This is a genomic window from Yinghuangia sp. ASG 101 (assembly GCF_021165735.1).
In the GTDB taxonomy this organism is placed as follows: domain Bacteria; phylum Actinomycetota; class Actinomycetes; order Streptomycetales; family Streptomycetaceae; genus Yinghuangia.
This window is the reverse complement of the sequence record NZ_CP088911.1, coordinates 7,136,113-7,149,829: the sequence shown is the minus strand read 5'-3', so window position 1 is coordinate 7,149,829 and position 13,717 is coordinate 7,136,113. Positions and strand designations below refer to the sequence as shown.

The following is a 13,717-nucleotide window of genomic DNA, read 5'->3' as shown; positions in this document are numbered from 1 at the left end:
CGTGACGGCAGTCAACGCCGGCTCGGCCCGCAGCTTCCTGTTCGTGCCGGGCGACCGGCCCGAGCGTTTCGCCAAGGCCGCCGCGAGCGGGGCGGACGCGGTCGTGCTGGACCTGGAGGACGCCGTCGCGCCCGGGGCCAAGGCGCAGGCGCTGGAGCACGTCGTCGCGTGGCTGGGCGCGGGCAACGCCGCCGTCGTCCGCGTGAACGGCGTCGGGACCGCGACCCACGACGCGGAACTCGCCGCGCTGGCCGGTACCGGCGCCGTCGTCATGCTGCCCAAGACCGACTCGGCCGCCCAGGTGGCCGCGGTCGGTGCCCGCGTCGGCGCGGTGCTGGCCCTGGTGGAGACGCCGCGGGGGGTGGTCGCGGCCGACGAGATCGCGGCCGCGGGGGTGGTCCGGCTGGCGCTCGGGACCGTCGACCTCGCGGCCGACCTTGGCGTGGACCCGGCCTCGCGAACGGCGTTCGCCTACAGTCGCGGCCGCCTGGTGATGGCGTCGGCCGCCGCGGGCCTGCCCGGCCCGCTCGACGGCGTCACGGTCCGCCTCGACGACCCGGCGGTGCTCGACGCCGACCTGGCGCACGCCCGGGAGCTGGGCCTGGGCGGCAAGCTGTGCATCCACCCCAAGCAGGTCCCCGCCGTCAACGCCGCCTTCTCCCCCTCGGCCGCCGAACTGGCCTGGGGCGAGCGGATCGTCGCCGCGGCTGCGGCATCGTCGTCGGGAGTCGTCGTGGTGGACGGCGCGATGGTCGACGCGCCCGTGGTGACACGGGCGCGTCGCGTCCTCAGCCTCGTTCGACCTCGTCCTCGACCGTGAAGGTGTGCTTCCATTTGAGGAACACGCGGCGCTCGGTGATGCGCCACCCCTCGGGGGTCCGGGCCAGCGTGTCCGCGTACGAGCCGCCGCCGGAGACCCGGGTGACCCGGCCGTCCGCGGCGCGGCGCCCGGTCTCCATCTGGAAGTGCGAGAACGCCGTCGCGGTGTCGCCGTCGACGGCGACGACCGTGTTGTAGAGCGGGTGTTGCGCGAACAGCCAGGTCGGGTCAGGCTTGCTCAGCCGCTCCCGCATCTGGTCGCGGGTCTCCCGCTTGCCGCCCATCGCGGTGAAGTCGATGATGCCGTCCGCGGTGAACGCGCGGTCCCACTCGTCCCACTTGCGCTCGTCGAGGCCGACGGCGTAGTGCCGCATGGCCCGCTCGATGTCGAGCCGGTCCCGGACGTCGTCGCTCATCGCTCGCCTCCGTCGCGCCAGTCGATGCTGAAGTACTGCGTCTCCAGGAACTCCTCGAGGCCGGCCCGGGCCCCCTCGCGGCCCAGGCCGCTCTGCTTCATGCCGCCGAACGGCGCGGAGGGGTCCGAGACCAGGCCCCGGTTGATCCCGACCATGCCGGCGTCGATGCGCTCGGCCAGGCGCATCGCCCGGCCGAGTTCGCCGGACACCACGTACGCCGCCAACCCCATCTCGGTGTCGTTGACCATGCGCAGCAGCTGCGCTTCGTCGTTCCACGTCACCAGCGGGGCGACGGGGCCGAAGATCTCGGTCCGGACGATCTCGGCGTCCGGTGCGACGTTCGTCAGCACGGTCGGGGGGAAGTAGAAGCCGCCGTCGTCGGGAGCCTTGGCCTGGTGCGTGATGGTCGCGCCCGCGAGGACGGCCCGCTCCACGAGCGCACCGACCTCCGCGACGGCGTCGGCCGAGATCAGCGGGCCGATCTCGTGGCCCTGGAGGGCGGCGCCGACGCTGAGCTTCTCGACCGCGGCGCCGAAGCGGTCGGTGAACGCCGCGGCGACGTCCTCGTGGACGTAGAAGCGGTTCGCCGCGGTGCACGCCTGGCCGCCGCCGCGGAACTTGGCGAGCATCGCGGCCGTCACGGCGGTGTCCAGGTCCGCGTCGGCGGTGATCACGAACGGCGCGTTGCCGCCCAGTTCCATCGAGGTGTTGACCACGCGGTCCGCGGTCTGTTTCAGCAGCACGCGGCCGACTTCGGTCGAGCCGGTGAACGAGATCTTCCGCACGCGCGGATCGGCCAGCCACGCCGACACCAGCGGGCCGGACCGCCGGGTGGGCACGACGTTGACGACGCCGTCGGGCAGCCCGGACTCGACCAGCAGGCGGGTGAGGGCCAGCGCGGTGAGCGGCGTCTGCGAGGCCGGCTTGAGCACCGCGGTGCATCCGGCCGCGAGCGCCGGGGCGAGCTTGCGGGTGGCCATCGCGGCCGGGAAGTTCCACGGCGTGACCAACGCGGCGACGCCGACCGGCCGGTGCGTCACCACGGTCCGGGTGCCGCCCGCGGGGTCCGACCCGAAGTCGCCGGCGGTGCGCACCGCTTCCTCGGCGAACCAGCGGAAGAACTCCGCGGCATAGGTGACCTCGCCGCGCGCGTCGGCGAGCGCCTTGCCGTTCTCGGCGCTGATCAGGGCGGCCAACTGCTCCCGGTCGCGCAGCATCAGCTCGAAGGTGCGGCGCAGCAGTTCGGAGCGCTCCCGCGGAGCGGTCGCGGCCCAGCCGGGAAAGGCCGCGACCGCGGCGTCCACCGCGGCGACGCCGTCGGCGTCGGTCCCGTCCGAGACCCGGGAGACGACGGCTCCGGTGGCCGGGTCCAGGACCTCGAACTCGCCGGCGCCGCCGGGGCGCCAGCGGCCGCCGACGAAGACGTCGGCCCGCTCGTTATTATGTTCATAGCTCATCAGGGCATTATTACGAACATTATTGTGGTCGTCCAGGTGTCACCGGGACGGCGCCGACATGCAGGGAAGCCGGGGCAGCGGGCATTCGCAATAAGATAAGTACTATGCAGAACACCGGTGACGAGTCGATCTCGATCGCGCTCGAACGACTCGCGCTCACCCTCGGGGAGAGCGGGGCCGTTCCCGTACCCGAACTGGTGCGCGCACTCGAACGGGCCGCCGAGCGGCTCCGGACCAAGACCGTCTCGGACGAACTGCCCGCCGACCTGGTGACGCAGGCCGAGGCCTCGCGGGCGGTTGGCGTCAGCCGCCAAGCCGTGAACCAGTGGGTCCGCAACGGGGTCGTCCGTTCCTACGCGGGATCCGGCTCCACCAGCCGCTACGGTCCGAAGGTGTCGTTGGCGGAGATCGCGATCGCCGCTAACCGCCGCTCGCGCGACGTACCGTTCGCGAGCGGCCGCCGGCGCGAGGTCCTGGACTTCCTGGAGCTCGTCGAGCGCGACGCGGACACGTTGGCCCGCGAGGTGCGCCGCGCGGTCGTGGACGACAGCTACGACAACCACACCCCGGAACAGATCCGTGTGCTGGCCGAGTTCGTCGTGGCGTCGATGGGTCTCGGCGACGAACAGCGCGAGTTCACCCCGGAGGGGCTGACTCTGCTGTCCGAGCTGGAGCCGTCGATCACCGTCGACACCGCCACGCCGTTCGGCGGGCTGGCGGACGCGCTCGGCGTCCTGGTCCGTTCGGCTCGGGGCAACGCCGGCTTCGACTCCCCCGCCACCGCGCTGCTGGCCCTGTTCGGCAGCGCCACCGTCGGGGCGCTGTACCCCGACGAGCGGGGCGACGTCGGCCGCAACCTGCGGGGCGCGGCGCGCGAGGTGTGGGGCGAGGACTGGGTCGAGCGGCTGCTGGACGCGGTGTTCCACGTCGGGGGGCTGCGGCCGTCGCCGCTGACGCGGTTCACGGCGTCGCTGACCTATCTCGACAACAACCGCTTCCTGCGCCGGGCGCAGGCGGCCGGGGTGAGCATCGCCTATTCGCGAGGACCGGGCCCGCTGCTGCCGCAGCGCTTCTACGGCGCCCCGATCCTGCGGGACATGATGCGCGACGCCGCGCGCCCGCCGGAGCCGTGGGCGTTCACCCCGGAGTCCGGCGCCGACGCCTGGCCGGTGCAACTCGAAAGCGGCGCCAACCCGTTCCGTATCGTGAACTACGAATACGCGCTGCTGGACCCGGAGATCCACGGCATCCGCCGCTACTGCTTCTCGGCTCCCGACGCCCGGCGGGACCTGCGCGCCTACGCCGCCGCGCTGTCCGGGCGCGAGCGGCACCGCTACGTCGAGTACGCCGTCGAGGTCCTGACCCGCACCCTGCTGCAACGGAACATCGAGTTGAGCGCGATCGACTCCGAGCCCGACTTCGACTGGTGGAAGGACCACATCATCCGCTCCTCCCAGCCGGAGGTGCTCCTGGGGCTGCGCGACGACCGGGCCCGCAAGGTGGCGCACGCCCTGCTGGTCTCCACCAGCCTGCTGCCCGAGGTGGTCGAGGCCGCGCTGACCGACGGTTCGCTGCGGGACCGGCTGCGGATCTACATCAAGAACCTGGAGTTCGACGTCATCGACGCCCGCTACCGCGACGATGCCCGACGGGGCATCAGCCGCGTCCTGAAGACCGGCGGCGTGGCCCTGGACGAGACGGAGGCGCGGGCGATCGCGGAGCGGGAGATCCACGCGATGCTCGCCTGACGGCGCGCGGTGCTCAGCGGGTGGGATCCGCCCCCACCCGCACGAGGCGCTTGCCGAGGTGTTCGCCGGCCAGCATGCCGAGGAACGCGGCCGGGGCGCGGTCCAGCCCGGTCACGACCTCCTCGTGGTGCACCAGCTCGCCGGCGCGCAGGCCGGCCGCCACCTCGGCCTCGAACTGCGGCCGCAGGTGGGCGAATTCGTGGAACGCGAAGCCGCGCATCGTGATGCTCCGCGTCACGAGGTGCGACAAGAGCGCGGACATGTCGCCGGTCCCCCGGCCGGTGGCGCTGTAGGCCGACGCCACGCCGCAGACCGGGACCCGGGCGTGGCGGTTCAGCCGCGGCCACACCGCGTCCCAGACCCTTCCGCCGACGTTCTCGACATAGACGTCGATGCCGTCCGGGGTGGCCGCGGCGAGTTGCCCGGCGAAGTCGGGCGCGCGATGGTCGATGGCGGCATCGAACCCGGCGGCGCGCAGCCAGGCGACCTTGTCCGGCCCGCCCGCGATGCCGACCGCGCGGGCGCCCCGCCGCCTCGCGAGCTGCCCGACCACGGACCCGACGACGCCGGTCGCCGCGGCGACCACGACGGTCTCCCCCGGCCGGGGCCTGCCGATCTCGACGAGCCCGGCCCAGCCGGTCAGTCCGGGCATGCCCAGGATGCCCAGGGCGGTCGAGACCGGGGCCGCCGCCGGGTCGAGCCGCCGCAACGCCGCGGCGGGCTGTACGGCGTACTCCTGCCAGCCGGAGTTCCCGGTCACCAGGTCGCCCGGGGCGAACCCGGCCGCGGCCGAGAGCGCCACCTCGCCGACCGTCCCGCCCTCCATGACCCCGCCCAGCGGCACCGCCGGCGTCGCGGAGGAGTGCGCGGCCGACGAGCCCATCCGGCCCCGCAGGTACGGGTCCAGGGACAGGTAGACGGTCCGGACCAGGACCTCGCCGTCGGCCGGTGTGGGCACCGGGCCGACGCGTACGGCGAAGTCGGAAAGGCGCGGTGCCCCCTCGGGGCGGGCGGCCAGGGTGACGCGTCGCTGGGTGCTCGGGATGGTGCGGTCCACGGTGCCTCCGCCTGTCTCGGTGTCCGGGGCGGCGGACCGTGGCCCGGTATCAGTCGGTGGTGCGTCCGGCCGCCGCGTCGTCGCCGCGCAGGCCCGCGCTGATCGGCTTGCCCAGCAACTCGTCGAGTTGGGCGCGGGCCAGCTTCAGGCGGCGGGCGTACTCGTCGCGCTCGGCCTTGAGCTGGTCCTCCTCCGCCGCGGCGGTGTCCGGGGCTTCCTTCGCGGCCACGGTGGCCACGAGCAGCTCGCGGATCAGGGCCTGGGCCAGCAGCGTGTAGTCGATCTCGATCGTCGGCTGACCCGGGACGGCGACGGTGGCCGTCGCGCGGGCCGGCTCCACGGGGGCGAGCGCATCGGCCGTGGGCGTGGGCGGCACACCCAATCCCTCGATCTTGTACGTCCGCTTGCCGCGGATCTCGCGCGCGATCTCACCTTCGCGGTCCATCGTCGCGATGAGCTGGATGAACGCGACCGAGCTGCCGGAATAGCCGATGGCGTCCTTCAGCACCCCCGTGGCGTATCCGGACGGGTCCACGACAGGGCCCGACGCGGCAAGGAATTGGCGGATGCGCAAGCGTGCGGTGCGATCCCGGTGCATCTCGTCCTCCAGTGGTAATCGCCTCAACAGCACGATAGCACCTAGACAGGAGCACGCGTTGTCATGGCCTCCGGAGAAGTCCTCCCGCGATCACCTGCCTCTTCTCGACGTGTAGGTACAGCTTGAGGCGTGACCCAGGAAAGTGTCAATAGCATCCCTTGACGTTCATTCGTAGCGCGCCATAGCGTGTGCGACGGCTATGACAGCGACATCCGGGAGGCGACGTGGCCCACGAGAGCGCGGTGGCGGTGGCCCGGCAGGCAGCCGAACTGCTGCCCGAGCCGCCCGCGGCACATGACAGCTTCGGCTACCTGGCCTGGGAGGAGCTCGTCTTCTCCACTGCACGCCGCCTCCAGCACCTCCTGGACGACGCCACGCTCATGACGCCGCCGCGGCAGGCCGCGCCCTTGGTGCTGTCCCCCAAGACCGGCCGCCTGGACGGAGCGTCACTCCTGGCGCTGGCGGCGCGCCTCGCGCACGAGGACGGCGTCCACTGCGCGAACCTTCTCGCCGCCGCCGTGACCGAATGCGGCGTCGGCCTCGCCAACGCTTGATCTGTCAATAGCATCGCTTGACATCAGTGCCCCCTGATGTGATCTCTTCTCATGCGGCCCCCGCACAACAAAGCCCGATCCCGCCGGACTGGCGGAACCGGGCTCGGTCAGGTGCGGATCAGACGGTGGCGTCGGACTCCCGGGCGGCACCGTTCCACCGCTGCGCCGGAGTCCTGACGTCCGCCGGCGGAGCGTCGAGGCCGAACTCGGCCGCCACCAGAGCGGTGTCGCCGCCCGGGACCGGCGCGCTTGCCGGGGCGGGCTCCGGGTCGGCACCGAACTTCACGGCCGCACCGGCCACTTCGATGCCGGCGGCGACGTCCGGGTCGGAGATTCGCGTCCGCATCCCCCGCGCCACCGCCTGGGGGTGCGAGAAGGCCTCGTTGACCGACAGCACCATGGCCCCCGGCAGCTTGAGCGAGAAGAACAGCGCCTCCCATTCGGCCGCCGACCGCTTCAGAAAGCTCGGCTCGACCGCCGCGTACAGGGCATCCTCGTGCTCCTGCCGCAACGCCTCGGTGGCGAACCGGGGGTCGTCGATCCACTCGGGGTGGTCCGCGGCCCGGCAGAACGGGGCCCAGAACTGCTGCGTGATGCAGATGGTGAACCAGCGGTCGTCGGCGGTGCGGAACACCCCGAACGGCAGGGAACCGGTGCCGCCCCGCCGCGGCTCGGGGAGGAACTCCTTGCCCACGGTGACCGCTTGCGGCGCCCGGTAGGAGAGCAGGGCCACCTGGGCGTCCAGCAGGCTCACGTCCACGTGCCGGCCGTGCCCGCGCAGCGAGCGCAGCCGCAGGGCGCCCAACGTGCCCAATGCGGCGAACAGCGCGCCGGTCAGGCCGCCGATCGGGTTGCCCCAGCGGATCGGGACCTCCGGGCTGGTGTGGTCGACGGTGATGCTCATGCCGCCGCCGAGCGCCTGGATCGCGTTGTCGAAGGCCGGAAACGCGCTCCACGGGCCGGTGTGGCCGAACCCGGTGATCGAGGTCTGGATGAGCCGGTCGTTCCGCGTCCGCAACGACGTGAAGTCCAGGCCGAGCCGTTGGAGGACGCCCGGCCGGTAGTTGTCGAGCATGACGTCGGCCCGCGAGGCCAGGCCGAGCAGGAACCGGCGCCCCTCGGCGGTCTTCAGGTCGGCGACGACGCTGCGCTTGCCCCGGTTCAGGCCGGCCCGGAACGACGCCTCGCGGGCCACGTCCGGGTAGGGCTCCATCACCTGGCCGAACGGCCGCTCGACACGGATCACGTCGGCGCCGAGGTCGGCCAGGAGCTGGGCCGCGAAGCCCTTGCTGGGCTCGTCGCCGTTCATCTCCAGGACGACCGTGCCCTCCAGGGCCCGCCCGACCCGACGGGAGGCGTCCGCCTCGGCGTGCGGCGCCCAGCGCGCGACCAGCGGTACGGCGCCGCGGTCGTCGCCGCAGTGGATCACGCCGGCCGCGGCGAGGCGGTCCAACTCCGCCGCGTCGAGCCCCAGCAGGGAACCGAGCACCATCGCCGTGTCCGCCCCGGTCTGCCGGGGGGCCCGCCAGGTGGTGGAGTCGCTGAACTTGAGCGCATCGCCCGCGACGGTGGCGGTACGTCCGAACTCGTCGGTGACCTCCACCGACATCCCGCGGGCCCGGACCTGCGGGTGCCTGAAGACGTCGGCGACACCGGTGACCTTCCCGCACACGACGCCGGCGTCCATGAGGTGCTTCTGCCACCAGTCCGCGGTGCGGGTGCGGAACACCCCCCGCAGAAGCTCGACGAGTTCCTCGCGGTGCGCGTGCCGCGCCGGGCCGGTGCTGAACCGGTCGTCGGTCAGCAGGTCCGGGCGCTCCATGACGCGGGCCGCGGCGGGCCACATCCGCTGGCTGATGCAGATCGCGACCCAGCCCTCGGCGCACGCGAAGTTGCCGAACGGCACCGTACCCTGGCCGCCTTCGTACGGCGACGGCGACGGTTCCTGGCCGAAGCTGAGGGCCTGCGGCACGCGGTAGGTGTTGAGGGCGAGCATGACGTCGAGCATCGAGACGTCGACGTGCTGGCCCGCGCCGGTCCGGTCGCGGTGGATCACCGCTCCGGTCACCCCGATCGCGCTGAAGACGCCCGCGAACAGGTCCCCGATCGGAATGCCCCAGCGCACCGGGGGACGCTCCGGAGCCAGTCGGGTGTAGTTCATCGTTCCGCACATGGCCTGCACGATCGGGTCGTACGCGGGCATCGTGGCCCAGGGCCCGTCGCCGCCGAAGCCGGTCAGCGAGCAGGTGATGATCGACGGGTTGAACGGCAGCAACGACTCCCGGTCGACCCCGAGCCGCCGGGTGACGCCGGGCCGGAAATTGTCGACGACGACGTCCGCCTCCGTCACCAGCCGGTGGAACAGGTCGCGGCCCTCGTCGGTCTTCAGGTTCAGGCTCACCGAGTGTTTGTTGCGGGACAGGCCCCAGTTGAACGCCTCGTCCTCGCTGAGGCGGGCCGGGTCGATCTCCCCCTTCGGCGCGCCGTGCGGCAGCGACTCGACACGGATCACCTCCGCACCGAGATCGGCAAGCAGGAGCGAGCCGAAGGGACCGGAGACGACGCGGCACAGGTCGAGGACCCGCAGTCCGGAAAGAGGCGTGGACGGCCGGGTGGTCGGGACTTCCGATGGTGCACTCATATGAGTGGACGATAAGACGTTCCCAATTTAAACACAACTGTAAGCTTGCTTACAGCACAACTGAGCTTTGCCGTGCTGACCAGCGACATTCCAGGTCAGCGAGCATACCAGGAGGACAGGGGCACTGCCGGGCGCGGGCTTCTCTGCCCAGTTACAATAATGTTTCGTGTTCAGCGCCCGCGGTCTCCGCCGACGACCAGGGCCACCACCTGGCTGCGCGACGTGAAGTCGAGCTTGGTGAGGATCCGCTGGACGTGCGTGTCGACCGTGCGCGGCGCGATCACCAGAGCGGCGGCGATCTCCCGGTTGGTCTTCCCGGTGGCCAGCAGCCCCGCTATCTGGCGCTCCCGTGGGGTCAGCGGCAGGTCGTGCAGCACAGAGTCACCGGCCGGCGCAACGGCCGCCGCGGGCGCCTCGCCCTCCCCGGCCTCGCTCAGTGCCTCGGTCACCAACTCCCCCAGGGACATCTCCCGGCCGCGGGTGGAAACGGCGGCGTACTCCTTGCCCAGTTCGTCCCGGGCCCGCAGTGCGTAGTGCTCGTGCCACTCCCGCATCCCCGGGAAACCGTGGTAGGCGGGCCCGAAGTCCTCGGCGCGGGCCCCGGCCGCCTCCAGCAGAAGAGCCGCCCGCCGGGCCTGGCCGCCGTCCATGGCCGCCCAGGCCAGCACCTCGACGGCCCAGACCATGCCCTGGAGGTTGACCAACTCGCGCTTGCGGCGCAGCGCCTCCCGGGCCAGTTCCTGTGCCTCGCCGACGCGGCCGGACAGCAGCGCTTCCAGCGCGCGGAAGACCAGGATCCAGGAGAACAGCAACTCCTCACCGGTGGCGGAGCACAGGCGGGTGGCCTCGGCGAGCACCGCCCGCGCCTGGTCCAGATCGCCGCGGTAGCAGTAGGCGAGGCCCAGGTTGATCAGCGCGTCGGTGAGGAACGGGACGCTGTCCGGGCAGGCGCGCGCCTGGGCGATCCCCGCCTCCAGGTGATCGATGCCCGCGTCCACGCGCCCGTCGAACAGCTCGGCGAGCCCCATCGTCCAGCGCGCGTGCGCGGCGGTCTCCGCGTCGCCGAGGCGCCCGGCCAGGCTCCAGCTCTCCGCCAGAAGCTCCCGCGCCGCCGGAATATCACCGTCGACGACGCTGAGGAAGCCGTACTGCCACAGCGCCTCGGCCCGCTCGGCGGCCGACTCGTCCACGACGTCCAGCAGCCGGCCCAGCCAGCGACGGCCCTCCCCGGGGACGCCGGAGCCGATCCAGTAGGTGAACAAGGCCAAGGCCAACCGCAGCCCGGTGCGCGCGGTGGCCGTGTCGCCCAGCGACGTCTCCAACGCGGCCCGTACGTTCGCGTGTTCGCTCAGCACCTGCGCGTGCAGCTCCCGCTGGTGCAGGCCGAACCAGCCCTGTCGCACGCGTTCGGCCAGGCCGGCGTATACGGCCAGGTGGGCCCGGCGGACCGCGTCCGCCTCGCCGGACTCCGCCAGCATCCGGGCGCCGTAGCGGCGGATGGTCTCCAGCATCGTGTACCGCGAGCCGTCGAGGTTCACGACGGACTTCTCCACCAGCTCGAACAGCGCGGAGGCGACGGCTTCCGGCGGCAGCCCCGGCCCCGCGCAGACCGACGTCACCGCGTCGATCGTCGCCCCGCCGCGGAACACGGAGAACCGCAGCCAGAGCAGGCGGGCCTCGGGGGTGCACAGCTCACGGCTGTAGTCGAGACTCGCGCGCATCGTGGTGTGGCGCTGCGGGGCGGAGCGGGGGGCCGGCGGGTCCGGCACCGGGTGGTTCAGCATCGACTCGACCGACTGCCACCTGCTCCCGGCTGCGGCCAGTTCGATCGCGAGCGGCAACCCGTCCAGTCGGCGGCACAGCTCCACGACGACGGTCTCGTCCACCCGCCCGGCCGCGACCTCCGCGTTGAGCGCCCCGGCCCGTTCGAGAAAGAGCGCGACCCCGTCGTAGCCCGCGGCCGCGCCGCGCGGAACCCGGGCGCCCGGGGCCGGCACGGCCAGCGGCGGCACCCGGTAGAGCGCCTCTGCGTCGATCCGCAGCGCGGCCCGGCTGGTGGCGAGGACATGGAGGTTCGGGCACCGGCTCAGCAGCCGGGCCACGAACACCGCGACCGGCTCGGCGAGATGCTCGCAGTTGTCGAGCACCAGCAGGACGCGGGCGGTGCCGATGCGGGCGGCCGGGTCCTCGGCGTCCCCGGGCCGGCTCCACCCCGGGTCGATCCGCGCGGACACGGTGGCGTCGAGCAGATCGGGCTGGGAGAGGTCGACCAGCGGGACCATCGTGGCGCCGTCCGGGAAGGCCCCCCGCAGGGTCCGGGCCACGTGCAGGGCCAAGCGCGTCTTCCCGACGCCACCCGGACCGGTCAACGTGACCAGGCGAGACCGGGTGAGCAGCCGCTTGACCTCGGCTGTTTCGGCGCGGCGCCCGATCAGGCTGGTGACGTCCGCGGGCAGGTGCGCCCGCTCAGCCGACTCGTTGCGCGCCATCGTTTCGGGACCTGCCTCCGCGTGACCGGGGTCACATACGTAGTGGATGTCGGCAATTCTACGCATGCGCTTCCTCGCACCCGCTCCGAGTGTGGACGGTCACACCGACACAACGACGTGGAGGAACCGCCGATGACCTGTCGCACCCGGCGCGATGCCGGACTCAGCCCCCGACGGCATCCTCGTTGCTCCCCGGCCGGCCGCGGTCGCGGCACGTCGGCGGCCCGGCTCCACTCCTCCCCCGGCCCGACCCCGCCCGCGGCGGCCGACCTGGTGACGCGGGTCGCCGCCATCGTGCCGGCCCCGGGGAAGGCACTGTGCGCGGACGACAACGCGTGGGAGGCCTTCAGTGCCTTTCTGGACGAGGCTGCCCGGCTGGTGGCCGACGCCCTGGGCCACGCCGACATCCGGACGTTGCGCGCTCTGCTCGACTCCCCGCTGGGCGAAGACCTCGTGGCCGGGCTGCTCATCGAGCGCGCGCTCACCAGGCTCCAGGACGGCGGCTCCTGAGGCGCCCGCGGGCCTTCCCGTCGTGTTTCCCAGCACACACAACCAGTCTTCCCGGCCTTCTCACCACAACTGTCACCATGATTGGGAGTCCGATGACCGACCTCTCCCGCGACGACCTGCGGGCGCGCTACCGCCGTGACTACGACCCGTACGCCGACCGGTCCATCGACGAGCAGCTCGCCGAGTTGGCCGACCGCCGCACCGCCAAGCCGGTCAGCTACTCCGCGCGCGGCAACGGCTGTTGGGTGCTGACCGACTACGACGACGTCTCCGATCTGCTGCGCCGCAACAACCGCGGGGTGATCAGCTTCCCCAACGAGCCCGACGGGCTGAACCTCTCCGGCGCGCGCGAAGCCCAGATACCGATCGAGCTCGACGGTCCCGAGCACCGGCAGGTCCGCCGGATCCTCGACCCGCAGTTCGCCCCCAAGAAGGTCGCCGGGCTCGAGGACCACCTGCGCGAGCAGTGCAACCGCCTGATCGACGCCTTCATCGAGGACGGCACGGTGGACTTCGTCAAGATGTTCGCGGTGCCGTTCCCGGGCGCGACCGTCCTGGCCATCATGGGGTGGCCAGGCGAGGACCTGGAGATGATGAACGGCTGGGCCGACATCCTCCTGCACGGTGTTCCCGGCGGCACCGAGGAGGAGAGCAACGCCGCCCGCGGCAGAACCCACCAGGAGTTCGCCACCTACATGGCGGAGAAGATCCCGCAGTGGCGGGCCGCCCCGCGGACGAACGACGTCATGTCGGTCATGCTCGACGCCGAGATCGGCGGTCGGAAGCTCACCGACGACCAGCTCTTCGACTTCTCGGTCCTGATGATGATGGCCGGTCTGGACACGGTGCAGAGCGTCCTGGCCCGCTGCGCGCGGTACTTCGCGCAGCGCCCGGACCAGTGGGACCGCATGTTCGAGGACCCGGAGCGGGTGCCAGCCGCGGTGGAGGAACTGCTGCGCTGGGCCACCCCGCCGGTGCCGACGCGCACGGTCACGGACGACCACCTGGAGATCCGCGGCATCAGGATTCCCCGGGGCGAACGGGTGCACGCGCCACTGGGCTCGGCCAACCGCGATCCGAAGTACTACCCCGACCCGGACGAGGTGATCTTCGACCGCCCGCCCAAACCACACCTGGCTTTCGGTGTCGGCCCGCACCGCTGCGTCGGGCTGCACCTGGCCCGCCTCGAACTGCGCATCGCCTTCGAGGAGTTGCACCGCCGCATCCCCCGGTTCGAACTCGACCCCGACGCACCCGCCCCGCACGAGCACCTCGGACTGGCCTGGGGCGTCAACGACGTCCACCTGCGCTTCACACCCGGGCCGCGCGAGGGCGCCACCCTCCGCCACTAAAGTTACTCTTGTTGTATTACCATGGTGTGCAGATTAATAACACTAGAGCACCATGGGTGCCAGTGCAGGAGGATCT

The 13,717-nt window shown here is 72.2% G+C and carries 11 protein-coding genes; 5 read left to right on the top strand and 6 right to left on the bottom strand.

The window, feature by feature from the left end; genetic code table 11:
* Position 1: 1 nt before the first annotated feature.
* Positions 2 to 820 (top strand): HpcH/HpaI aldolase/citrate lyase family protein, encoded by an 819-nt coding sequence (locus tag LO772_RS30560; RefSeq protein ID WP_231775258.1) that lies wholly within the window; start codon positions 2 to 4, stop codon positions 818 to 820.
* On the opposite strand, the gene LO772_RS30555 is transcribed toward LO772_RS30560, so the two are convergent.
* Both LO772_RS30555 and LO772_RS30550 read right to left on the bottom strand, forming a co-directional pair.
* Positions 789 to 1,235 (bottom strand): nuclear transport factor 2 family protein, encoded by a 447-nt coding sequence (locus LO772_RS30555; protein ID WP_231775257.1) that lies wholly within the window; start codon positions 1,233 to 1,235, stop codon positions 789 to 791. The two genes, LO772_RS30560 and LO772_RS30555, sit on opposite strands and share 32 nt — an antisense overlap.
* Positions 1,232 to 2,692, bottom strand: a complete 1,461-nt coding sequence (locus LO772_RS30550; protein WP_231775256.1) for an NAD-dependent succinate-semialdehyde dehydrogenase — start codon at positions 2,690 to 2,692, stop codon at positions 1,232 to 1,234. The genes LO772_RS30555 and LO772_RS30550 overlap by 4 nt, the downstream gene beginning before the upstream one ends.
* 104 nt (positions 2,693 to 2,796) lie before the next feature.
* Between LO772_RS30550 and LO772_RS30545 the strand changes: the two genes are divergently transcribed.
* Positions 2,797 to 4,440, top strand: a complete 1,644-nt coding sequence (locus LO772_RS30545) for a hypothetical protein (protein ID WP_231775255.1) — start codon at positions 2,797 to 2,799, stop codon at positions 4,438 to 4,440.
* A 13-nt stretch (positions 4,441 to 4,453) separates the two neighbouring features.
* Here the strand turns inward: LO772_RS30545 and LO772_RS30540 are convergent, their stop codons facing one another.
* Together LO772_RS30540 and LO772_RS30535 are read right to left on the bottom strand one after the other, a co-directional pair.
* A complete protein-coding gene (locus tag LO772_RS30540) occupies positions 4,454 to 5,497 on the bottom strand; it encodes an NADP-dependent oxidoreductase (RefSeq protein WP_231775254.1) in 1,044 nt (347 codons plus the stop codon).
* A 49-nt stretch (positions 5,498 to 5,546) separates the two neighbouring features.
* On the bottom strand, positions 5,547 to 6,095 hold the full coding sequence (locus tag LO772_RS30535) for a hypothetical protein (RefSeq protein ID WP_231775253.1): 549 nt from the start codon (positions 6,093 to 6,095) through the stop codon (positions 5,547 to 5,549).
* Between the two features lie 224 nt (positions 6,096 to 6,319).
* On the opposite strand from LO772_RS30535, the gene LO772_RS30530 reads away from it, so the two are divergent.
* Positions 6,320 to 6,649, top strand: a complete 330-nt coding sequence (locus LO772_RS30530) for a hypothetical protein (RefSeq protein WP_231775252.1) — start codon at positions 6,320 to 6,322, stop codon at positions 6,647 to 6,649.
* 118 nt (positions 6,650 to 6,767) lie between these two features.
* Here the strand turns inward: LO772_RS30530 and LO772_RS30525 are convergent, their stop codons facing one another.
* Positions 6,768 to 9,290, bottom strand: coding sequence for a CaiB/BaiF CoA transferase family protein (locus tag LO772_RS30525; protein WP_231775251.1), 2,523 nt, complete (start codon positions 9,288 to 9,290; stop codon positions 6,768 to 6,770).
* Between the two features lie 170 nt (positions 9,291 to 9,460).
* Positions 9,461 to 11,779: a LuxR C-terminal-related transcriptional regulator gene (locus LO772_RS30520; protein ID WP_231775250.1), complete on the bottom strand. Its 2,319-nt coding sequence runs from the start codon at positions 11,777 to 11,779 to the stop codon at positions 9,461 to 9,463.
* 132 nt (positions 11,780 to 11,911) lie between these two features.
* Here LO772_RS30520 and LO772_RS30515 point away from each other — a divergent pair, with 132 nt between their 5' ends.
* Complete coding sequence (locus LO772_RS30515) at positions 11,912 to 12,289, top strand: hypothetical protein (RefSeq protein WP_231775249.1); 378 nt, start codon at positions 11,912 to 11,914, stop codon at positions 12,287 to 12,289.
* A gap of 92 nt (positions 12,290 to 12,381) precedes the next feature.
* Positions 12,382 to 13,641, top strand: coding sequence for a cytochrome P450 (locus LO772_RS30510; RefSeq protein WP_231775248.1), 1,260 nt, complete (start codon positions 12,382 to 12,384; stop codon positions 13,639 to 13,641).
* Positions 13,642 to 13,717: the final 76 nt, after the last annotated feature.